General features: G+C 60.6%; 19 protein-coding genes. 12 read left to right on the top strand and 7 right to left on the bottom strand.

Translation table 11 applies throughout. From position 1 onward, the window contains the following. Position 1: 1 nt before the first annotated feature. The gene (locus J3D54_RS21335; protein ID WP_253422389.1) at positions 2 to 202 is read right to left on the bottom strand and encodes a protein DnrP; all 201 of its coding nucleotides are present in this window, start codon (positions 200 to 202) and stop codon (positions 2 to 4) included. Then, a complete protein-coding gene (locus tag J3D54_RS21340; RefSeq protein WP_253422391.1) occupies positions 199 to 882 on the bottom strand; it encodes a Crp/Fnr family transcriptional regulator in 684 nt (227 codons plus the stop codon). The genes J3D54_RS21335 and J3D54_RS21340 overlap by 4 nt, the downstream gene beginning before the upstream one ends. 604 nt (positions 883 to 1,486) lie before the next feature. Here J3D54_RS21340 and J3D54_RS21345 point away from each other — a divergent pair. Both J3D54_RS21345 and J3D54_RS21350 read left to right on the top strand, forming a co-directional pair. Next, positions 1,487 to 2,677, top strand: coding sequence for an NnrS family protein (locus J3D54_RS21345; protein WP_253422393.1), 1,191 nt, complete (start codon positions 1,487 to 1,489; stop codon positions 2,675 to 2,677). 28 nt (positions 2,678 to 2,705) lie between these two features. After that, a complete protein-coding gene (locus J3D54_RS21350) occupies positions 2,706 to 3,143 on the top strand; it encodes a hypothetical protein (RefSeq protein ID WP_253422395.1) in 438 nt (145 codons plus the stop codon). 119 nt (positions 3,144 to 3,262) lie between these two features. Here the strand turns inward: J3D54_RS21350 and ytfE are convergent, their stop codons facing one another. Further along, on the bottom strand, positions 3,263 to 3,937 hold the full coding sequence (gene ytfE, locus J3D54_RS21355; RefSeq protein ID WP_253422397.1) for an iron-sulfur cluster repair protein YtfE: 675 nt from the start codon (positions 3,935 to 3,937) through the stop codon (positions 3,263 to 3,265). A 155-nt stretch (positions 3,938 to 4,092) separates the two neighbouring features. Between ytfE and norR the strand changes: the two genes are divergently transcribed. From norR to J3D54_RS21390, 7 genes are all read left to right on the top strand, one after another. After that, positions 4,093 to 5,622, top strand: a complete 1,530-nt coding sequence (gene norR, locus J3D54_RS21360) for a nitric oxide reductase transcriptional regulator NorR (RefSeq protein ID WP_253422399.1) — start codon at positions 4,093 to 4,095, stop codon at positions 5,620 to 5,622. A 99-nt stretch (positions 5,623 to 5,721) separates the two neighbouring features. Beyond that, positions 5,722 to 6,369, top strand: coding sequence for a pyridoxamine 5'-phosphate oxidase (gene pdxH, locus J3D54_RS21365; protein ID WP_253422401.1), 648 nt, complete (start codon positions 5,722 to 5,724; stop codon positions 6,367 to 6,369). Positions 6,370 to 6,597: 228 nt separating this feature from the next. Beyond that, positions 6,598 to 7,152 carry a molybdenum cofactor biosynthesis protein B gene (gene moaB / locus J3D54_RS21370; RefSeq protein WP_253422403.1) on the top strand — a complete coding sequence of 185 codons (555 nt, stop codon included), beginning with the start codon at positions 6,598 to 6,600 and terminating at the stop codon, positions 7,150 to 7,152. Next, positions 7,149 to 8,384 (top strand): gephyrin-like molybdotransferase Glp, encoded by a 1,236-nt coding sequence (gene glp / locus J3D54_RS21375; protein WP_253422404.1) that lies wholly within the window; start codon positions 7,149 to 7,151, stop codon positions 8,382 to 8,384. Before moaB ends, glp begins: the two co-directional genes overlap by 4 nt. Positions 8,385 to 8,598: 214 nt before the next feature. Further along, positions 8,599 to 9,594, top strand: a complete 996-nt coding sequence (locus tag J3D54_RS21380) for a peptidase U32 family protein (protein ID WP_064617223.1) — start codon at positions 8,599 to 8,601, stop codon at positions 9,592 to 9,594. A 10-nt stretch (positions 9,595 to 9,604) separates the two neighbouring features. Further along, positions 9,605 to 10,495 carry a U32 family peptidase gene (locus J3D54_RS21385; RefSeq protein ID WP_253422405.1) on the top strand — a complete coding sequence of 297 codons (891 nt, stop codon included), beginning with the start codon at positions 9,605 to 9,607 and terminating at the stop codon, positions 10,493 to 10,495. Then, on the top strand, positions 10,489 to 10,959 hold the full coding sequence (locus tag J3D54_RS21390) for an SCP2 domain-containing protein (RefSeq protein WP_253422406.1): 471 nt from the start codon (positions 10,489 to 10,491) through the stop codon (positions 10,957 to 10,959). The genes J3D54_RS21385 and J3D54_RS21390 overlap by 7 nt, the downstream gene beginning before the upstream one ends. A gap of 124 nt (positions 10,960 to 11,083) precedes the next feature. On the opposite strand, the gene J3D54_RS21395 is transcribed toward J3D54_RS21390, so the two are convergent. The 4 genes from J3D54_RS21395 to J3D54_RS21410 all read right to left on the bottom strand — a co-directional run bounded on the left by J3D54_RS21395 (position 11,084) and on the right by J3D54_RS21410 (position 14,764). Beyond that, positions 11,084 to 11,482 carry a putative zinc-binding protein gene (locus J3D54_RS21395; RefSeq protein WP_253422407.1) on the bottom strand — a complete coding sequence of 133 codons (399 nt, stop codon included), beginning with the start codon at positions 11,480 to 11,482 and terminating at the stop codon, positions 11,084 to 11,086. A gap of 74 nt (positions 11,483 to 11,556) precedes the next feature. Further along, positions 11,557 to 12,231: a Crp/Fnr family transcriptional regulator gene (locus tag J3D54_RS21400; RefSeq protein WP_253422408.1), complete on the bottom strand. Its 675-nt coding sequence runs from the start codon at positions 12,229 to 12,231 to the stop codon at positions 11,557 to 11,559. An 86-nt stretch (positions 12,232 to 12,317) separates the two neighbouring features. Next, the gene (gene narL, locus J3D54_RS21405) at positions 12,318 to 12,965 is read right to left on the bottom strand and encodes a two-component system response regulator NarL (RefSeq protein ID WP_253422409.1); all 648 of its coding nucleotides are present in this window, start codon (positions 12,963 to 12,965) and stop codon (positions 12,318 to 12,320) included. Continuing rightward, on the bottom strand, positions 12,962 to 14,764 hold the full coding sequence (locus J3D54_RS21410; protein ID WP_253422410.1) for a HAMP domain-containing protein: 1,803 nt from the start codon (positions 14,762 to 14,764) through the stop codon (positions 12,962 to 12,964). Before J3D54_RS21410 ends, narL begins: the two co-directional genes overlap by 4 nt. Before the next feature lie 302 nt (positions 14,765 to 15,066). Between J3D54_RS21410 and J3D54_RS21415 the strand changes: the two genes are divergently transcribed. The 3 genes from J3D54_RS21415 to J3D54_RS21425 all read left to right on the top strand — a co-directional run bounded on the left by J3D54_RS21415 (position 15,067) and on the right by J3D54_RS21425 (position 21,591). Beyond that, a complete protein-coding gene (locus J3D54_RS21415; RefSeq protein WP_253422412.1) occupies positions 15,067 to 16,374 on the top strand; it encodes a nitrate/nitrite transporter in 1,308 nt (435 codons plus the stop codon). Next, positions 16,352 to 17,749, top strand: a complete 1,398-nt coding sequence (locus J3D54_RS21420; protein ID WP_253422414.1) for a NarK family nitrate/nitrite MFS transporter — start codon at positions 16,352 to 16,354, stop codon at positions 17,747 to 17,749. The genes J3D54_RS21415 and J3D54_RS21420 overlap by 23 nt, the downstream gene beginning before the upstream one ends. A gap of 68 nt (positions 17,750 to 17,817) precedes the next feature. After that, complete coding sequence (locus J3D54_RS21425) at positions 17,818 to 21,591, top strand: nitrate reductase subunit alpha (RefSeq protein WP_253422416.1); 3,774 nt, start codon at positions 17,818 to 17,820, stop codon at positions 21,589 to 21,591. The last annotated feature ends 1 nt before the right edge of the window (position 21,592 follow it).

Here is a 21,592-nt window from a genome sequence, read left to right on the forward strand (position 1 = left end):
ATCAGCTGATGCTGCGCGGCAGCCAGAAAAACATCACCACGCAAAAGATCGTCAGGCCAACGCAGAACCACATGAATCGGCGCTGCCGACGTTCCCCGGCGTATTCGGCCAGTGCGGGCAGGGGCATGCCGCATTGTTGGCACTCGGTTTCTTGTGAAGGGTTGGCATGTTGGCAATACAGGCAGACGGGCAGGGTACTCACTCGAACTGTTCCAGGCGCAGACGATCAAGAATGGCGATCTGACGGCCGTCCTGAGTGATGATGTTTTCATCGATCAAGCGGCGGATGATTCGCGAAAAGGTTTCTGGCTGAATCGACAGATGCCCGGCAATCAGTTGCTTGGCCATCGGCAGCTCGAAATGGCTGCTTACAGTTTGCTGGCGCACCAGTTGCGTCAGCAGGTAACGCACGACCCGGTGGGTGGCGTTTTTCAGCGACAGCGTTTCGATCTCGTTGACCCGTTGATGTAAGCGAACGCAGAGCTTGCCCAGCAGTGCAAAGGTCAGCCGACTATTGCTCTGCAGCAAGCGCATGTAGGTACTGTTGGATAAACGGTAGAGCTGGGTGGGGCAGATCGCTTCGGCCGAGGCCACATAGTTTGGAGTGTCCATCAGCGTCATCGCCTCGGCGAAGGTTTGCCTATCGCTGATGACTTCGAACACTTTCTCCTGCCCATCCGGTGTCAGTCGGTAGATCTTCACCGCGCCGGCAATGATGAAATAGAACGAATCCGCCGGCTCACCCTGATGAAACAACGGCTCGCCTTTGTCGATGTTCAGCAAGTGGCTGGTACTCATCAATTCATTCAGCTGTTCTTCATTCAGCGGCTCGAACAAGTGATGACTGCGCAGAATCTGGTGATGGACACGATGAAGCACCATAAGAATTCATCCTGAGGATTGAGAAGGGGATCAGGTCAGACGAGGCCCAGGGAAATGCCGCTGGCCAGGGCCAGGATCGACGTCAACACCACGAACCAGGCCAGTGGCTGGATGACTTTCTTCATGACGACTCCGGGTAATCGAGAGGGATCCAAGATTTCTATAGGGTTGCCCATGCAGAGCAAGACGCGGGCCAGTCCCGGAGGCCTTTGTTTAGTGGGGCTCTCAGCGATCAGGGTAGAAAATACCGTGGTCTTTAGGGTTTAAATAACCATTAAAGGGTCATTTGTACCCTGAGCTGATCACCCCGTGGCGAGGGGGCTTGTCGGAACGCCGCATCGCCCCGTTCGGCTGCGCAGCAGTCGTAAAACCGGCTGATGGGTTCTATCTGACGCGTCGCGGATGCTGGTTTCAGGAGCGCTTCGCACTCCAACGGGGGCAAGCCCCCTCGCCACCGGGGTTCGAATGAGTATCGGGGCACGTCCCTTGCACACTTGATCTGCGACAAAGGCAATGGATCGGTAATACCCGATGATGGCCCCAGGATTTACCTCGGCGCGTGCGGGTTGGCGCCAGGTCAGCAAACAGGTAGAGGAGTGGTTTTATGCAAGTGCTTGACCGCCGTAAAGCGATGGCAATCACGCCGCTGTTTCGGCTGGCCTTTCGGCCATTTTTCCTCGTCGGTTGCCTGGTGGCGGTGCTGGCCATTCCGCTCTGGCTGGCGGCGTTCAGTGGTTCGATTTCCAGCTGGCAGCCAGCGGGCGGGTGGCTGGGCTGGCATCGGCATGAATTGCTGTTCGGGTTCGGGTTGGCGATTATCGCGGGGTTTCTGTTGACGGCGGTGCGAACCTGGACCGGTCGCCCAGGCCTCAGCGGCAAACCGTTGGCCGCGCTGGCGTTGCTGTGGTTATTGGCGCGGGTGGCTTGGCTGGCCAATGTGCCGTGGCCGTTGCTTGCAGTGCTGGAGCTGGCGTTCCCGTTGGCGTTGGCGGTGCTCATGGGCTTCACCTTGTGGAAGGTGCGGCAGAAACGTAACTACCCGATTGTGGTGGTCTTGATGTTGTTGGCCTTGGCTGACGGGTTGTCTCTGTACGGTCTGGTCGAGGGGCATGAAGGCTGGCAGCGCCAAGGCGTGTTGAGCGGCCTCTGGCTGGTGGCGGCGATGATGGGGTTGATCGGCGGGCGGGTCATTCCGTTCTTCACCCAGCGCGGCCTTGGTCGGGTTGAAGGCGTTGCCGCCTGGCCCTGGCTGGATCGACTGCTGTTGGTCGGTTCGCCGCTGGTGGCGTTGTTGTATGCCGCAGGACCTGCGCTCGCCCCCAATGTCTGGGTGGGCCTGCTGTTCGCGGTGCTGGCGGCAGGGCATGTGGTGCGTCTGGTGCGCTGGCATGACCGGGCACTCTGGCGTGTGCCGTTGCTGTGGTCGTTGCATTTGGCCTATGGCTGGTTGGCGGTGGCTTGTCTCGCAATGGCGCTGTGGCATTTCGGTGTGCCGGTTAACCCGAGTCTGGCGGTGCATTGCTTGACCATAGGGGCCATGGCTGGCCTGGTGCTGGCGATGATCGCGCGGGTCAGTCTGGGCCACACCGGTCGCCCTCTGGAACCGCCCTCGGGCATGACCCTGGCGTTCATTCTGCTCAACCTGGCGTGTCTGAGCCGGGTGGTGTTGATTCTGTTCTTCCCCTTGGCCGCATTGTGGTTGGCCGGCCTGTGCTGGGCGCTGGCGTTTGCGTTGTATGCCTGGCGTTATGGGCCGATGTTGCTACGGGCCCGGGTTGACGGTCATCCGGGATGAATGCGCGAATGAATGGAGGCTGCCGCTGATGTATCCCTTTTTTCTGGTCACACACCTGCTGGCGGCAATCGCCTTCATCGGGACGCTGTTTTTCGAGGTGGTCATCTGGCATCGCGCGCGACAGCCGTTGACGGAGATTGCGCAAGTGACGGCGGATCAGGCAATTGCCCTGCGTTCGCGTAAGGTTCTGCATGGTGTGGTGTTGCTGTTGTATGGCGCCGGCATCGGTTTGGCGTGGCAATACCGGGGCGCATTGAGTCAGCCGCTGGCCAGCAGTTTTGCTACGTTGCTGAGCCTGAAAATCCTGTTGGCCTTGAGCATCGTTGGTCATTACTTGCTGCTGGCCTACTGGCTGACCCATGCACGCCTGACCGCGACCCGCGCAAGCTGGATTCGTCGCAGCATCCTCGGGCACATGGTGTTGATCGTGATCCTGGCCAAGGCCATGTTCTATTGGCAGGGCTGATCGTGCTGGAAAACCCGTAAATCCGTGGTGACGCCATTCGCGAGCAGGCTCACTCCCACATTGGAATGCCACCCTATGTGGGAGCGAGCCTGCTCGCGAAAGCGGCCTCCGAAAATCGATCAGTGACGAGGGTTCAGGGCGTTGATGAACAACACGTTGTTTTCCAGGTGGATGTGTTGCATCAAGTCGTCTTTGAATTCCAGCAGCCCACGATAGAGCGCTCGCCAGGTGTTACAGGCATCGGTGGGCGGGATGATGTGATTGGTCAGGGCGAGCATCTTCTCCAGCGCTTCGCCGTGTTGATCATGTTCGAAACGCAGCACCTGGATTGGCGGTGCTGCCTGAGGACCAACGCCTTGTTGCAGCATCGGGAAGAGCACTTGTTCTTCCTTGAGCATGTGGCCTTCGAGTTCCTGCTGCATGTCGGTCAGCAGATCGGCCAGGCCGTTGGGGCAACTGCTGCGCGCACCATGGACCTGCTCGACGCGCCGGGCCAGGCGGATCAATTCCGGCAGTTGCTCGCGGTGGCGGGCGTGGTAGCGCGTCAGCAGGTGGGCGATCAGCGTTTCCGTTGGTTCGTTGCGCCAGTCGTGTTGGGTTTCGCCGGCGTCTTGCAGAATCTGCAGGGCGTCGGCAATGAGGACCGGATCGAGGTTTTTGCCAAGGGCCGCTTCACGCAGGCTTTTATGCCCGCCGCAACAGAAGTCCAGTTTGAAGGTGTGAAAGATCCGGGTGGCACCGGGAATGTCGCAGGCCAGTTGGCCGAGGCTTTGTTCCAATAGGGGCTGGCTCATCAGGGTTCCTTGTTTAGGTTTCAACAGGTTCCCCAGGCCCATTGCATCCGGCATGCCATGTTCAACTGATTGAAAACCATGGATTAATTTTTAGCTGTGGTGATAGGCACCCTGACGCTTCAGGGTGAATCCAACCATAAAGGGTGATTACTACCATGCTGCGAGAAAGCCTGGCAGCCGACCTGATTGTCGAGTTGCCCAATGCCGTACGGTTGCAACGCCTGGTCCAGACCTTGCGCGAATACTTCAACAGTGGCGCCGTGGGGTTGCTACGTCTGGATGACGACAGCCTCAGGCCCGTTGCGACGGTGGGGCTGGTTCATGAAGCGTTGGGGCGCCGGTTCGTCATCGCCCAGCATCCTCGGCTGGCGGCAATCATGGCGTCGCGCGAGCCGACCTGGTTCGAGCCCGACAGCCGCCTGCCGGACCCCTACGACGGCTTGCTCGACAACCATGTCGGCGAGCCGCTGCCGGTGCATGACTGCATGGGCGTGAGTCTGTATGTCGAGGGGCGGATCTGGGGCGCGATCACCCTCGATGCGCTGCACGCCGGGACCTTTGACAACCGGGCGCGGGAAGAACTCAAGCGTTGCACTTTGCAGATCGAAGCCGCCGTCCGGGTCACCCGTCTGGAACAGGAAAACCGCAGCTTGCGCCTGTCCCGTAGCGATCCCCAGGACTTGCGCATGCCCGTCGGGGAGGGCGAGATCCTTGGGCAGAGTGAGGTGTTGCATCAGTTGCTCAATGAGCTGGATGTACTGGCCGATTCCGATCTGCCGGTATTGCTGCTGGGCGAGACCGGCGTCGGCAAAGAGCTGTTCGCCCGGCGCTTGCATCGTCTTTCAAGGCGCCACCACAAACCGCTGATACAGGTTAACTGCGCCGCCTTGCCGGAGTCGCTGGCGGAGAGTGAGTTGTTCGGGCATGTCAAAGGCGCCTTTTCCGGTGCCACCAGTGACCGCGCCGGACGCTTCGATGCCGCCAACGGTGGCACACTGTTTCTTGATGAAGTCGGGGAGTTGCCCTTGAGTGTGCAAGCGAAATTGCTGCGCACCCTGCAAAACGGCGAGATCCAGCGCCTGGGCGCCGACAAGCCATTGCATGTCGATGTGCGAATCATCGCCGCCACCAACCGGCACCTGCCGGACAGCATCCGCGATGGCTTGTTTCGGGCCGATCTGTATCACCGGCTCTCGGTGTACCCGGTGCCGATTCCGGCCCTGCGCGAGCGTGGTCATGATGTGTTGATGCTGGCCGGGCATTTTCTGGAGCTCAATCGGGCGCGACTCGGCCTGCGAGGTTTGCGTTTGTCGCCGGCGGCAGAGCGAGCCTTGCTGGCATATACCTGGCCGGGCAATGTGCGCGAACTCGAGCACGTCATCAGTCGGGCCGCGTTGAAGCAGCTCAGTCGCGGGACGAGTCGCACGTCGATCGTGACGCTGGAGCCAGAGGTTCTCGATCTCGACAGCCCGATGGCAGCACCGGGGGCAGAGGTCGAGCCATCCCGGACGATTACGGCTGATCTACCGTTCCAGCCCTTGGGCGAAGCCGTCGACGATTACCAGCGCAAGAAGATCCTCGAGGCCCTGAGCCTGTCGGGGGACAACTGGGCCGGTGCCGCGCGGATGCTGGAAGTTGACCCCAGCAATTTGCACAAACTGGCGCGGCGCCTGCGTCTGAAGTAGGTCAGGGCGCTGCCGCTTCGACGCTCGGTGTTGATGACGGTCAAGGTGGTATCGCGCAGTGCCTCGCACACTGCGCAAAACCTTCCGGAGATCACCGTCATGCCCCTGTCCCTGGCCCAAATGCGCCGTAACTACACCCTTAATGGCCTGCGAGATGAGGCTGCGCTGGACGATCCGCTGGCGATGTTCCGGCAATGGCTGCAACAGGCCCGCGACACCGAGTGCGCACCTGTCGAGGCCAATAGCATGGTGCTGGCGACGGTCGATGACGAAGGACGGCCGCACTGCCGGGTGCTGTTGCTCAAAGGCTTGAGCGATGAAGGGTTTACTTTTTTCGGAAATTATCAGAGCGACAAGGGGCGGCAACTGGCCGCCAACCCCTACGCCGCCATGACGTTTTTCTGGCCGGGGCTGGAGCGACAGGTGCGCATCGAAGGGCAGGTGTCCAGCCTCGACCCGCAACTCTCGGATGCGTACTTCGATTCTCGCTCGATGGCCAGTCGCCTGGGTGCCTGGGCTTCACCGCAAAGCCGTCCGTTGACCAGTCGTGCCGCGCTGGAATCGATGCTGGCGCAAACCATCAAGCGCTTCGTTGGCCAGACCGTCTCGCGTCCCGAGCATTGGGGCGGCTATTGCCTGCACCCTGAACGTCTGGAGTTCTGGCAGGGCCGTGCCGACCGTTTGCATGACCGTCTCGATTACCGGTTGCGCGATGGCCTGTGGAAACGGAGCCGGTTGGCACCTTGAAAGCGATGGGGGACCGTGTGGGAGCGGGCTTGCCCGCGAAGGCGTCATTTCAATCAATACATGTATTGAGTCGAGTATCGCCATCGCGGGCAAGCCCGCTCCCACAGGTTCTGTGTCTGGACATTCTACTTATGTCCCCCGACGAGGTACCTCCTTGGAGGAATAGGCTCGTTCGCCATTCCGGTTCAGGCTTTGGACCATACCCTTCATTTACGGGAAAGCCTGGATATGGCCCATCTGACGCAACGCACGTTTGAACCCCTGAACATCGCCGTACTGACCATCAGCGATACGCGCACCTTTGACACCGACACCTCGGGGCAGACCCTGGCGGATTTGCTGCAAACGGCCGGGCATGTGTTGATCGATCGTGGCTTGGTCAAGGACGATATTTATCAGATCCGCGCGACGGTCTCCCAATGGATCGCCGACCCTCAGGTGCAAGTCATATTGATGACTGGCGGCACCGGTTTCACCGCTCGCGACAATACACCGCAAGCGGTGCTGCCACTGCTGGACAAACATGTGGAAGGCTTCGGCGAATTGTTCCGCCAGGTGTCGCTGGAGGAGATTGGCATGTCCAGTCTGCAGTCCCGGGCACTGGCCGGGATGAGCAACGGCGTACTGGTGTGCTGCGTTCCTGGCTCGCCGGGTGCTTGCCGAACCGCCTGGAACAAAATTCTGCTTGAGCAACTGGACAGTCGCACCGGCCCGTGTAACTTCGCCCCGCATTTGAAAGCGCAGGCGCAGCGGGTCATCGACGCCTGCGAGACACGCACATGAGCGGCCGGGTGTGTGACCTCGGCCACCTGTTGCCCGTGGACGAGGCCATCAGCCGTCTGCTGGGCCAGGCACCACCGCCGCCTCCGGCGCAAATGGTTCGTCTGGATCAAGCCATGGGGCGGGTGCTGGCGGCGGACATTCATTGCCCGGTGAACCTGCCGACCTGGGACAACAGTGCCATGGACGGCTATGCCTTCAGGGCTGGTGACCTGCCAGCGGAAGGTGGCTGTTTGACGATTGGCGGGAGAATTGCGGCGGGGGACCAGGCGTGTTCGCCCTTGCTCGCGCAACAGGCGGTGCAAATTTTTACCGGTGCACCCTTGCCACCGGGTGCCGATACCGTGGTGCCGCAAGAGCGCTGCCGGGTCGAGGGCGAGCGCGTCTGGTTCCCGCCGGTATCCGTTGGCGATCACGTGCGCAAGGAGGGCGAGGAAGTTCGCCGCGGGCATCTGTTGCTCAAGGCCGGCAAACGCCTGCGCGCACAAGAACTGGGGTTGCTGGCCGGTGCCGGGATCGCGCGGGTCGAGGTCTATCGGCCGTTGCAGGTGTGCCTGCTCAGCAGCGGTAATGAACTGCGTGAACCGGGCGATCCCTTGGCGCCGGGGCAGATTTACAACAGCAACCGGTATTGCCTCGCTGCGTTGTTACGCGGCTGGGGCGTCGAGGTGCATGACTATGGCGTCATGGCCGATGAGTTGGTGACCAGCCGGCATGCCTTGAGCCTGGCGTCTTCGGAATGCGACTTGCTGTTGAGCTCCGGTGGTGTGTCGGTCGGCGAGGAAGATCACCTCAAACAGGCCATCGAGGAGCTGGGCAGCGTGGATTTCTGGCGGCTGGCCATCCAGCCGGGTAAGCCATTGGCCTATGGCGAAGTGGCCGGTAAACCGTGGATAGGTATGCCGGGAAACCCCTCAGGGGCGTTGATTACCGCGTTGGTGGTGGTGCGTCCGTTCCTGCTCAGGGCCCAGGGTGTGACTGACGTGCTGCCAGTGCCGCTGGCTGTACCCGCCGGGTTCGACTGGTTGCAGCGTAACAAGCGTCGACAATACCTGCGGGCCAGGTTGATGCCCGGCGCCGATGGCCAGTTGAGTGTGGAACTGCACCCTCAGCAAAGCTCGGCCATGTTGACCGCCGCGTGCTGGGCCGACGGACTGGCGGTGATCGAGTGTGAGCAGCAAGTGCTCAAGCACGACAACGTGATGTTCCTGTCCTTCGCCGACCTGATGCATTGATGGCAATTGATTGCAGTCAAGGCTGTGCCTGCTGGTCTCGCTAGACTGTGTGGCGAGGGAGCTTGCTCCCGCTGGGTCGCGAAGCGGCCCTGTTATTCAGGCCTGCTGAGCAGTCCAGCGTCGGAACGCCGCCCGGAGCAAGCTCGCTCGCCACAAGCGCATTCCAACCATGGCTGATTAGGCTCCGGACTGCGCTTTTTGATGAGGATTACCCATGCAACTGGTCTGCCCGGCAGGGAACCTGCCTGCGCTTAAAGCGGCGGTGCGCCAAGGCGCCGATGCCGTGTATGTCGGTTTTCGCGATGACACCAACGCCCGGCATTTCGCGGGGCTGAACATGGACGACAAACAGTTCGACGCCGCCGTCGCCCACATCCGCCAACATCAACGCAAACTCTACGTCGCGGTCAACACGTACCCACAACCCAAGGGGTGGGAGCGCTGGCAACGGGCGGTGGATCGTGCCGCCGATTTCGGCGTCGATGCACTGATCGCTGCCGACCCCGGGGTGCTCGACTATGCCAGTCAGCGTCACCCGCAATTGGCCTTGCATCTGTCGGTTCAGGGTTCGGCAACCCATGCCGCGGCGCTGGAGTTTTATGCGCAGCGCTACGGCATTCGTCGCGCGGTATTGCCACGGGTGTTGTCGTTGGCGCAGGTTCGTCAAGTCGCCGCCAGCAGCCCGGTGCCCATCGAGGTCTTTGGCTTTGGCAGTTTGTGCATCATGGCCGAAGGGCGTTGCCACCTGTCGTCCTACATCACCGGTGAGTCGCCGAACCTGTGCGGTGTCTGTTCGCCAGCCAAAGCCGTGCGTTGGAGCGAGGACGCCGAAGGCTTGAGCGCGCGCCTCAGCGAAGTGCTGATCGATCGCTACACCCCTGACGAATCGGCCGGTTACCCGACCTTGTGCAAAGGCCGTTTTCTGGTCGATGGCAAACGCTTTCATGCGCTGGAGGAGCCCACCAGCCTCGACACCCTGGATTTGCTGCCGGAATTGACGGCCATCGGCGTCGAAGCGGTGAAAATCGAGGGCCGCCAACGCAGCCCGGCGTATGTCGAACAAGTCACCCGGGTCTGGCGCGCGGCACTGGACGCCCATCGTGGCGCGCCAGGCAGCTTCCGGGTCAAGGAAGAATGGCGTCAGGTACTGGCCGGTTTGTCCGAAGGCAGCCAGACCACCCTGGGCGCTTATCATCGATCATGGCAATGAGGGACGCGACATGAAGCTCAGCCTGGGACCGGTCCTGTTTTATTGGGACAAAGAGCAACTCAGCAATTTTTACGCCGACATGTCGACCTTGCCCCTGGACGTGATTTATCTGGGGGAAACCGTGTGCTCCAAACGCCGGGCCTTTTCCCTGGATCAATGGCTGGGACTGGGGCGCGAGTTACAGGAATGCAGCCAGGCACAGTTGGTGCTTTCCAGCCTGACGCTGATCGAGGCCGCCTCCGAACTCTCCAGCCTGCGCCGGCTGTGCGACAACGGCCAATTGCTGGTGGAAGCCAACGACATGGGCGCGGTGCAATTCCTGGCCGAGCGCAAGTTGCCGTTCGTGGGCGGCCCGGCCCTCAACCTGTACAACGGCCACTCGTTGGCACAATTACTCGACAGCGGAATGACTCGCTGGGTGCCGCCGGTGGAGTGTTCGGCGGCGCTGATCAGCGACGTGATCGGGCAGGTGCGTGAATTGGGCCGTGCAGTGCCGGAAGTTGAAATCTTCGCCTATGGGCATTTGCCGTTGGCCTATTCCGCCCGCTGCTTCACTGCCCGTGCAGAAAACCGGCCCAAGGACGACTGCCGGTTTTGCTGCATCAACTACCCCGATGGCCTGGCGCTGACCAGCCAGGAAGGGCAACCACTGTTTACCCTTAACGGTATTCAAACGATGTCGGCCGAGGTGACCAATCTGCTGGCCGATTACGCCGGACTAGTGGCCTGCGGTGCCGATCTGTTGCGCTTGAGCCCCCGTGCCCAGGGCATGGCCGAGGTGATCGCCGCTTATCAACGGGTTCGACTGGGTGAGACTCCACCGTTGTTCGTCGAAGGTTGCAATGGCTATTGGCATGGCCAGGCCGGCATGTTGCGCGTCGAGGAGGTTGGCCTGTGTTGAATCGAAAGAAGTGGCTGTTGAAAGGTGCCGACCGGTTGTTGCCACTGGTGCGACGGGTGCCTTTTGCCGTTCAGCGCCTGGCGTTGCAGCAGGCGCTGAATCGCTGCCTCGCCGGGCCGTTGCGCGATGGCGAGTTTGAGGTGTTGCGCGGGCGTTGGCTGTGCTTGCGGATTCCGGACCTGGATTTGTCCTGGTACCTGACGCTCAGTCGTCAGGGCTTGCGGATTGCCGAGCGCGCCACGGCGAACGTGACCATCAGCGGTAACTGGCGCGAATTTTTACTCCTGGCCAGCCGCCAGGAAGATCCGGACACGTTGTTCTTTCGTCGGCGTCTGGTGATCGAGGGCGATACCGAACTGGGACTGGCCTTGAAGAACCTGATCGACAGCCTTGATCCTGATGTGTTGCCTGTGTGGCTGTGGCGCAATCTGGAGCGGGCAGGGAAGGGCTTGGCGGCGGGATGACCAACATAGATTAAGTGTGGGAGCGAGCCTGCTCGCGATGAGGGAGTGTCAGTCGACATCAATGTTGAATGTCGCGGCCTCATCGCGAGCAGGCTCGCTCCCACAGTTGGATTTTCGTTGGTCCTCAGACCATCGTTTCCTGGCGGTTTTCATGCTGGCGAGCATCACTGGCAATCAACTGCCTGATCCCTTCAAACAACTCATCACTCTGCGCCTGCGTGCAGTCCTCGCCATGGCGTTTGCGCAGCCCGTAGTGGCTGAGAATCAGGTGTACATCAGCATGCAGGCCATGTTGCTTGAGGCAGTTCTCTACGCATTGCAGCGGGCAGCCGTCCAGCGCGAAGATCCGGCGCCCCGAGCGCGCTTTGTTGACCAGCGCTGCCACGTGCCCGCCGACACCGGCGATGCAGGACATTTCAGCGAGACCACTGCGATCCAGGCGCACGGCCAGGGTGTTGGCCAGTTGGGCGACATTGGAGCAGCCTGAGCAGGAGTAAACCAAAGGCAGGGTTGAATGGGGCATTTGCACTCTCCGTGGATGGGCTCTGTCAGTGTGCAAGAGGCATGGCAGGACGCCTTGATGGCGGTCAATTCCGACTATTGGAAAGCGGCCAGTTCCTCTTCAGCGAGGATGCTGATGTGGCGTCGTTCCATGGCAATCAGGCCGCTTTCCACCAGGCGATGCAGTATCCGCGAAAAGGTTTCCGGCTGAATTCCCAGCTTCGACGCCACCAGGCGTTTGGACATCTGCAAGACAATCTGGCCGGTCACCGGGTGGCGTTCCTGGAACAGGAAATTGATCACCCGACGGCTCGCACTGGCCATGGTCAAGGTATCGATGTCGCGCAGACGCAGGTGCAGGTGAACGCTCATGCTCGCGAGGATGGCCAGGCAGACTTTTGGCTGGTCCTCCAGGGCATGACGATAATGGTTGCCGTCGATGCTCACCAGCACGCTGTCCTTCAGCGCGGTGGCGCTCACCGGGTAGAGCCGGGCCTGACTGAACAGCAAGGCTTCGGCAAAGGTCTGGCCGGGCTGAATGATCTCCACCAGGTTCTCCTGGCCTTCGCCGGTGAGCCGGTACAACTTGACCTGGCCGCTGACCAGCAGGAAAAAGCGCCTGGCCGGATCCCCTTGATGCATGAGTGTGCTGTGACAACTCAGGCGCTTGAGCATGGCCAGGCTGCAGACTTCCTCGAAGACTTTCTCCGGCAGTTGGCTGAACAGATGATGACGGCGCAACGTTAAAACGATGGAAGGGTGGGTCAGCATGGCGTACCTCCGCTGACCGTCATAGTAGACAGCGCGGCCCCGATGACCTATGCCTCTGCAGGCCTACCTCCAAAGAGGAATACCCGTCAGCCGGCGTTGCGCAGATGTTCCATGGCCCACACCGCCGCCTCGACTCGGGAACGCAAGCCGAGTTTGTGCAACAGATTCTTGACGTGAACCTTGACCGTGCCTTCGGTGATGCCCAGCTTGTGGCCGATGACCTTGTTGCTGAAGCCGCTGGCGATGGTTTTCAGCACCTGACGCTCACGCTCGGTCAGTTCCACCACGGCCTGACGCGCAGGAGCCCGCAGCGCTTGCGCCATGACTTGGGTCAGCCCCGGGCTGATGACCAGCGCGCCGTTCAGGGCACCGCGGATGTACTGAATCAACAGTTCAGGCTCCATGTCCTTGAGCAGATAGCCGTCGGCATCCAGGCGCAGTGCATCGCGAATATCGTCTTCGGCGTCCGATACCGTAAACAGCAGGACTTTGCCGGTGTAGTGCATGGCCCGTAGTCGGCGCAGGGTTTCGATGCCATTCATTTGCGGCATGTTGTTGTCGAGCAAAACCAGATCCGGTTGAAGCGGCTCAATGAGACTGAGTGCTTCTTCACCCTGGCTGGCTTCGCCGACGATCAGGAAATCATCTTCGAGTTCGAGCATCTGGCGAATGCCGTGACGCATCATCGGGTGATCGTCTACCAGCAGGATTTTGTGTTGTGGGGACGGGGTCATGTGGCGCTACCTTCTGTTTGCTGCCCGAGAAACTCCGGGTGGAATTCCAGTTGGACACGGGTGCCCTGGGGCTCCCTGGAAAATATCTGCAGTTGGCCGCGCAAGCTGCGAGCTCGCTCATCCATGATGTTCAGGCCGTGGTGTTCGCGTTGATCGACGTTGCCACTGAACCCACGCCCGTCGTCTTCGACCGACAACCTGACGGTCTCGCCATCCTGGCGCAGTTGCAGCCAGGCGTTTTGCGCATGGGCGTGGCGCAGGCAGTTGGAGAGCGCTTCGCGGGTGATCTGCAAAATGTGGATTTGTTCGCTGGCCGATAGCTGGAAGGCCAGCGCGTCGACGTGCAGGTGCACCTGAAATTCTCCGCGACGGGAGAACTCCTCGGCAGTGTCCTTGAGTTCCTGTACCAGCCCCGCGTCGTGAATCTGCAAGCGAAACGTGGTCAGCAACTCGCGCAACTGGCGATAGGCGTTGTTCAGCCCCTCGCGCAATTCGCCGGTGACGGTTTCCAGGGTCTGGGCCGGTTCACCGCGACGCATCAGGGTCTGCATGCGGCTGACTTGCAGCTTCATGTAGGACAGGGCCTGGGCCAGTGAATCGTGCAGCTCGCGGGCGATGATCGTGCGTTCTTCGAGCAGCAGCAGGCGATGATCCTGTTCCCGTTGACGCTTGAGCGAGAGCGAGGTGCCGATCAGGTTGGCCAGGGCCTGGATCAGTTGGGTTTCCCAGGCTTGCATGGGGTGCCCGTCGACAAAGTGTGCCTTGAGCTCACCCAGTTCACTGCCCTGGTTGCTGATGCTGAAGATTTGCGGATTGGTTTTAGGATGCCGCAGGCACGTGGCGCAGTCGCTACTGGCGCAGACTTCCCGGATGTTCGCGCCATGCAGGGCGAGCAACTGCTGGGCCGGTGCCTGCTGCTGCCCCTGCAGACACAGCGACAGGCGCAAGCCGGGCAGGCGCTGCTGGAAGCGTCGAATCAACTCATCCAGACCTTCGGCATTGGCCAGGCGTGTGGCCAGGCTTCGGCTGCTTTGATACAGAAGCTCCAGGGCGGCATTGGTTTGTTGCAGGTTCAAGGTTTTTTGCTGGACCTGACTTTCCAGGGTGCGATGCGACTCTTCGATCGTCTCGGCCATGCTGTTGAAACTCATGGCCAACTGGCCCAACTCATCCTCGGACTGATGGTTGACCCGCACCTTGAAGTCGCCGCGACGAAAGCGCTGGGTTGCATCCACCAACTCTTTCAAAGGAGTGACAACGCCGTACTGCAGTTCGTAGAGCCCGAGCAGCAGGACGATCATGGTGGTGAACAGGGCCAGGCCCTGGATCGCCTGTTGCCAGCCTTGCTTTTGTTCGCTTTGGCGCTGCAACAGATTGACGAACTGGTTCAGTTGCTCAACGAAGGACTGGGTCTGGACCTGAAAGGCCGCCGCATCGCCGCGCTCCAGTGCCGGACGCAAATCCTCATTCCAGTGTTGCTGGATTTGCCCATAGCTGAGTTGCAATGCGGTGGTCGGGCCATCTTCCAGTACCGCTTTGAGAGAGTGGCTGTCCAGGCGGTTTTGCAGGCTGTCGATGATCGCGGCGATTTCTTCGCCGGTGGCGCCGGCGGCGAGTTTCCAGCTCAGGTGATAGGTCTCCATGCGCACCGACCCTGCGGTGTTGATGGCAGCGGCATCGCCCTGGCTGAACCAGGCGATCAGCCCGGCGCTCAATGAACTGGCGAGCGCCAGCACGGCGATCAGGATCACCGCCAGTCCGGCGCGAGCGGGCAGGGAGCTGCGCAACCAGCGGATCATCGACTCAGGTCCGGGGAAGCGATAAGAAAACAGAGCATGCACGTTCCAGCGTGGGGTTTTGCCGCCGATCCTGGGCGCGCTACCTCTAAAGAGTTGCCGACAGTTCCTTGTCGGCAAAAGCGTGGGTTAAAAGCCTTAACAAGCTGATAAATAAAGGTTTTAAGGTTTTCTTGCACTACCTCCTTGGAGGTAGGCGGGCTAAGCATAGGCTTGGGCCCTCATGGGCATCGTTGACCTGGGTCAAGTTTTTGCGGGGTTTGCCTCTCTAGTCTGCCGCCATGGCTAATTGACGGGAGAGCATTGTGACCCAACCGCGTGTACGACAAGGCTTGGTGCTGGGCATGAGCACGCTGGCCTTCACTGTGTGCTTCATGGTCTGGATGATGTTTGCCGTGCTCGGGGTGCCGATCAAGGAATTGCTCCAGCTCAACGAAACCCAATTCGGCCTGCTGGCCGCGACCCCGGTGCTGACCGGTTCGCTGGTGCGTTTGCCGCTGGGGTTGCTGACCGACCGATTTGGCGGGCGCAGCGTGTTTTTCCTGCTGATGCTGACCTGCATCACGCCGCTGTACTTGATCAGTCACGCCACCGCCTACTGGCAGTTCCTGGTGCTGGGGTTGTTCGTCGGCTTGGCCGGCGGCTCGTTTTCAGTGGGGATTGCCTACGTCGCCAAATGGTTCGACAAAGAGAATCAGGGCTTCGCCATGGGCATCTTCGGTGCCGGTAACGCCGGGGCCGCGGTGACCAAATTTCTGGCTCCGGCGCTGATCGCCGCCGGCAGCTGGCAACTGGTGCCGAAAGTCTTTAGCGCGATCCTCTTTATCACCGCGCTTTCATTCTGGTTTCTCAGTGCCGAAAACAAGGACCACCGCAGTGCCACCGGCGCCAGTTTGCGCGAGCAACTGCGCTCGCTGAAAGATCCTGCGGTGTGGCGCTACTGCCAGTATTACTCGATCGTCTTCGGTGGCTACGTTGCCCTCGCACTGTGGATGACCAAGTACTACGTGCAGGAATACGGTTTCAGCTTGCAAAGCGCGGCGTTGCTGGCGGCCTGTTTCTCCCTGCCCGGCGGCGTACTGCGTGCCGTCGGCGGTTGGTTGTCGGATCGCTGGGGGGCGCAAAGCGTGACCTGGTGGGTGTTGTGGGTCAGCTGGATCTGCCTGTTCCTGCTCTCGTATCCCCAGACCCAACTGCAAGTGCAGACCATCGACGGCCCGTTGGATTTCCACATCGGCCTGAGCCCCGCGTTGTTCACCGTGCTGCTGTTCGTCATGGGCATCGCCTTCGCATTCGGCAAGGCCTCGGTTTTCAAATACATCGCCAATGACTACCCGAAAAACATGGGGGCGGTGTCCGGCATCGTCGGCCTGGCGGGTGGCCTGGGCGGTTTCGTGCTGCCGATTCTGTTCGGCGCCCTGGTGGACCTCACCGGCGTGCGCTCTTCCTGCTTCATGTTGATGTACGGCGTGGTCTGGGTCTCCCTCACCTGGATGTACTTCAGCGAAATACGCAAAAGCCCGGTGCTTGGTAAAGAGCCGCCGCTGCTGATTCCGTCCCCGATTTCCAGCATTGCCCAAGGAGAAGAACATGTCCGTTCTGCAAACGCCTGACAAAGGCCCGGTCATTCATGACTGGCGCCCCGAGGACCCCGCGTTCTGGGGAAGTAGCGGCAAACAGACCGCCACTCGCAACTTGTGGATTTCCATTCCTGCACTGTTGTTGGCCTTTGCGGTGTGGATGGTCTGGAGCACGGTGATTGTGCGTTTGAATGCCATCGGCTTCAGCTTTACCACCGACCAACTGTTCTGGCTGGCGGCGTTGCCGGGGCTGTCCGGTGCAACCCTGCGGGTTTTTTATTCCTTCATGGTGCCGATCTTCGGCGGCCGGCGCTGGACCGCCCTGAGCACCGCGTCGCTGCTGTTGCCATCGATCTGGATGGGCTTCGCCGTGCAGGACCCGAGCACCTCCTACAGCGTGTTCGTACTGATTGCCTTGCTCTGCGGTTTCGGTGGCGGCAACTTCGCCTCGAGCATGTCCAACATCAGCTTCTTCTATCCCAAGTCCCAGCAGGGCACAGCTCTGGGCCTCAACGCCGGGCTGGGCAACCTGGGCGTCTCGGTGATGCAGTTCTGTGTGCCGCTGGTGATTACCTTCGGCGTGTTCGGTTTTATGGGCGGTCAACCACAAGCCCTGCCGGACGGTGGACAGTTGTGGTTGCAGAACGCCGGGTTCATCTGGGTGCCGTTCATTGTCCTGGTGACGGTACTGGCCTGGTTCGGCATGAATGACCTGTCCAGCGCCCGGGCCTCGTTCAGCGAACAGGCGGTGATCTTCAAGCGCAAACACAACTGGCTGATGTGCTGGTTGTACCTGGCGACTTTCGGTTCGTTCATCGGTTTTTCCGCTGCTTTTCCGCTGCTGATCAAAACCTCCTTTCCGGATGTCATCGCCTTGAAATTTGCCTTTCTCGGTCCACTGGTGGGCGCTCTGGTGCGGCCGCTGGGCGGCTGGCTGGCGGACAAGCTCGGTGGGGCGAAAGTGACCCTGTGGAACTTCGTGGCGATGATCGTGATGGTCTTCGGGGTTTTGCACTTCCTTCCACAAGGCGGTTCGGCCGGCAACTTCTACGGCTTCCTCGGCCTGTTCATGCTGCTGTTCATCACCACTGGCGTGGGCAACGGCTCTACCTTCCGGATGATCCCGGTGATCTTCCGCACCCAGCATGAAAAAGCCTCGGCCGGAAAACCGCCAGCCGCGCGCGAACAAGCGCTCAAGGATGCCGGCAAAGAATCAGCCGCCGTCCTGGGCTTCAGTTCGGCCATGGGCGCCTTCGGTGCGTTCTTCATTCCCAAATCTTTCGGCACTTCGATGGCCCAGACCGGCGGCCCGGAGATGGCCTTCTACATGTTCGTCGTTTTTTACCTGAGCTGCATCGTGGTGACCTGGTGGTGGTACGCCCGCAAAGGCGCCGCGACACCCTGCTGAGACGACCTGAATCCAACCATTGCGTGGGCGGGGCACAGAACCCCGCAGCAAGCCTGAGAGGACACACCGTGAGTCATTTACTGGATCAACTGCGGTTTTTCAATCGCAAGCAAAACGAGTTTTCCGACGGTCATGGAGAGACTCGCAAAGAGTCTCGCGACTGGGAGAACGTCTACCGTTCGCGCTGGCAGTACGACAAGATCGTGCGTTCTACCCACGGGGTGAACTGCACTGGCTCGTGCTCGTGGAAAATCTACGTCAAGAACGGCCTGATCACTTGGGAAACCCAGCAGACCGACTACCCGCGTACCCGCAACGATCTGCCCAATCACGAACCGCGCGGCTGCCCGCGTGGCGCCAGTTACAGCTGGTACATCTACAGCGCCAACCGGCTCAAGTACCCGAAAATACGCAAGCCGTTGCTCAAGCTCTGGCGCGATGCGCGGCAGACCATGGCACCGGTGGAAGCCTGGGCGAGCATTGTCGAGGACAAGGTCAAGGCCGACTCCTATAAAAGCAAGCGCGGCATGGGTGGCTTCATTCGTTCCAGCTGGGAAGAAGTCAACGAGATCATTGCCGCGTCCAACGTCTACACCATCAAGCAATATGGCCCTGACCGGATCGTCGGTTTCTCGCCGATTCCGGCCATGTCGATGGTCAGCTATGCAGCCGGTTCGCGTTACCTGTCGCTGATCGGCGGCGCTTGCCTGAGCTTCTACGACTGGTACTGCGACTTGCCACCGGCCTCGCCGATGGTCTGGGGCGAGCAAACCGACGTGCCGGAATCGGCCGACTGGTACAACTCCAACTACATCATTGCCTGGGGTTCCAACGTTCCGCAGACCCGTACCCCCGATGCGCACTTTTTCACCGAAGTCCGTTACAAGGGCACCAAGACTGTTGCCATCACCCCGGACTACTCGGAAGTCGCCAAGCTAACCGACCTGTGGCTCAACCCTAAGCAGGGTACCGATGCGGCGCTGGCCCAGGCGTTCAACCATGTGATCTTCAAAGAGTTCCACCTGGACAAACCGAGCGCTTATTTCACCGACTACGCCAAGCGCTTCACCGATTTGCCGGTGCTGGTACTGCTCAAACAAATGGTCGACAAGGCTCCGGGCGCCGGTTATCAGCCGGACCGTTTCTTGCGCGCCTCGGACCTTACCGACAACCTCGGCCAGGAAAACAACCCGGAATGGAAAACCATCGCGCTGGATGCCAGCGGTGAACTGGTTTCCCCGCAAGGCTCCATCGGTTATCGCTGGGGCGAGAAGGGCAAGTGGAACATCCTGCCTCGTGAAGGTGGCGAAGGCCGTGAGATCGATCTGAAGCTGAGCCTGATCGGCGATGATGTCGCCGAAGTCGCGTTCCCGTATTTTGCCGGCGAGTCACACGAACACTTCCAGCACGTGGCTGGCGATGCCGTGCAATACCGCCGCGTGCCGGTGCACAACGTGGTACTGGCCGATGGCAGCGTGGCCAAAGTGGCCACTGTGTTCGACTTGTCGGCGGCCAACCTGGCGATTGATCGCGGCCTGGGTGGCGCTAACGTGGCCAAGGATTACGATGACGCCTCGGTGCCGGGAACCCCGGCCTGGCAGGAGAAGATCACCGGCGTCAGCCGTGAGAAAGCCATTCAGATCGCCCGCGAATTCGCCGACAACGCCGACAAGACCAAGGGTCGCTCGATGATCATCGTCGGCGCGGCGATGAACCACTGGTACCACATGGACATGAACTACCGCGGGCTGATCAACATGCTCATGCTCTGTGGGTGTGTCGGCCAGACCGGTGGCGGTTGGGCGCACTACGTTGGCCAGGAAAAACTTCGCCCGCAATGCGGCTGGCTGCCCCTGGCGTTCGGCCTGGACTGGAACCGTCCGCCACGGCAAATGAACGGCACCAGCTTCTTCTACGCCCACAGCTCGCAATGGCGCCACGAGAAGATGAGCATGCACGACGTGCTCTCGCCATTGGCCGATAAATCACAGTTTCCCGAGCATGCCCTGGACTACAACATCCGCGCCGAACGCGCCGGCTGGCTGCCCAGCGCTCCGCAACTCAACACCAACCCGCTGCACATTTGCCGCGATGCCGCCGCGGCCGGCATGGACCCGAAAGACTACGTGGTCAAGTCGCTGCAAGACGGTTCGCTGCGCTTCTCCTGCGAACAGCCGGACAGCCCGGTGAACTTCCCGCGCAACATGTTTATCTGGCGTTCCAACCTGCTGGGCTCCTCGGGCAAGGGCCACGAGTACATGCTCAAGTACTTGCTCGGCACCAAGAACGGGGTAATGAACGAAGACATCGGTCAGGTCGGCGATTGCAAACCCGAAGAAGCCGAATGGGTGGACGAGGGCGCCATCGGCAAGCTCGATCTGGTCACCACGCTGGACTTCCGCATGTCTTCGACCTGCGTCTATTCCGATATCGTTTTGCCGACCGCAACCTGGTACGAAAAAGACGACATGAACACCTCGGACATGCACCCGTTCATTCACCCGTTGTCGGCCGCCATCGACCCGGCGTGGGAATCGCGTTCCGACTGGGAAATCTACAAAGGCATCGCCAAGGCTTTTTCCAGCATGGCTGAGGGGCATCTGGGCGTTGAGAAGGATCTGGTGACCATCCCGCTGATGCACGACAGCGTCGGCGAGCTGGCGCAACCGTTTGGCGGCACCGACTGGAAAAGCGCCGGCGTGGCCCCCGAGCCGGGCAAGAACGCGCCGAACCTGCATGTGGTGGAGCGTGATTACCCGAACATTTACAAGCAGTTTTCCTCGCTGGGGCCATTGCTGGAAAAACACGGCAACGGTGGCAAGGGCATCAACTGGAACACCGACACCGAAGTGAAATTCCTCGGTGCGCTCAATCACCGCGAAGGGGCTGCCGGGATCAGCCATGGTCGGCCGAAGATCGACACGGCGATCGATGCTGCTGAAGTGATTCTGTCCCTGGCGCCGGAAACCAATGGCCATGTCGCCGTCAAGGCCTGGGCTGCGTTGTCGGAATTCACCGGCATCGACCACAGCCACTTGGCGCTGTCCAAGGCACATGAGGCGATTCGATTCCGCGACATTCAGGCGCAGCCGCGCAAGATCATTTCCAGCCCGACCTGGTCGGGTCTCGAAGACGATCACGTCAGCTACAACGCCGGCTACACCAACGTTCACGAAGCCATCCCATGGCGCACCATCACCGGTCGCCAGCAGTTCTACCAGGATCACCCGTGGATGCAGGCGTTCGGCGAGCAGCTGATGAATTATCGCCCTCCGGTCAACACCCGCACCATCGAAGGGGTGAAAGGCAAGCGCAGCAACGGCGAGACCGAAATCGTTCTGAACTGGATCACCCCGCACCAGAAATGGGGCATCCACAGCACTTACAGCGACAACCTGCTGATGCTGACCCTCAGCCGTGGCGGACCGATTGTGTGGCTCTCGGAAAACGACGCGAAACGCGCCGGCATCGAGGACAACGACTGGATCGAGTGCTTCAACGTCAACGGCGCGCTGACCGCCCGAGCGGTGGTCAGCCAGCGGGTCAAGGACGGCATGGTGATTATGTACCACGCACAGGAGCGCATCGTGAACGTGCCTGGTTCGGAAACCACCAAGACCCGTGGCGGCCACCACAACTCGGTTACCCGGGTAGTGCTCAAGCCGACCCACATGATCGGCGGCTATGCCCAGCAGGCCTACGGTTTCAACTATTACGGCACGGTCGGTTGCAACCGCGATGAGTTCGTCGTGGTGCGCAAGATGGCCAAAGTCGACTGGCTCGATGGCTCAAACGGCGATGATCTGCCGCGTCCTCTGCCGACCGATATCGAGGAGAACTGAG

Source organism: Pseudomonas sp. GGS8 (assembly GCF_024168645.1).
Taxonomy (GTDB): Bacteria; Pseudomonadota; Gammaproteobacteria; order Pseudomonadales; family Pseudomonadaceae; genus Aquipseudomonas.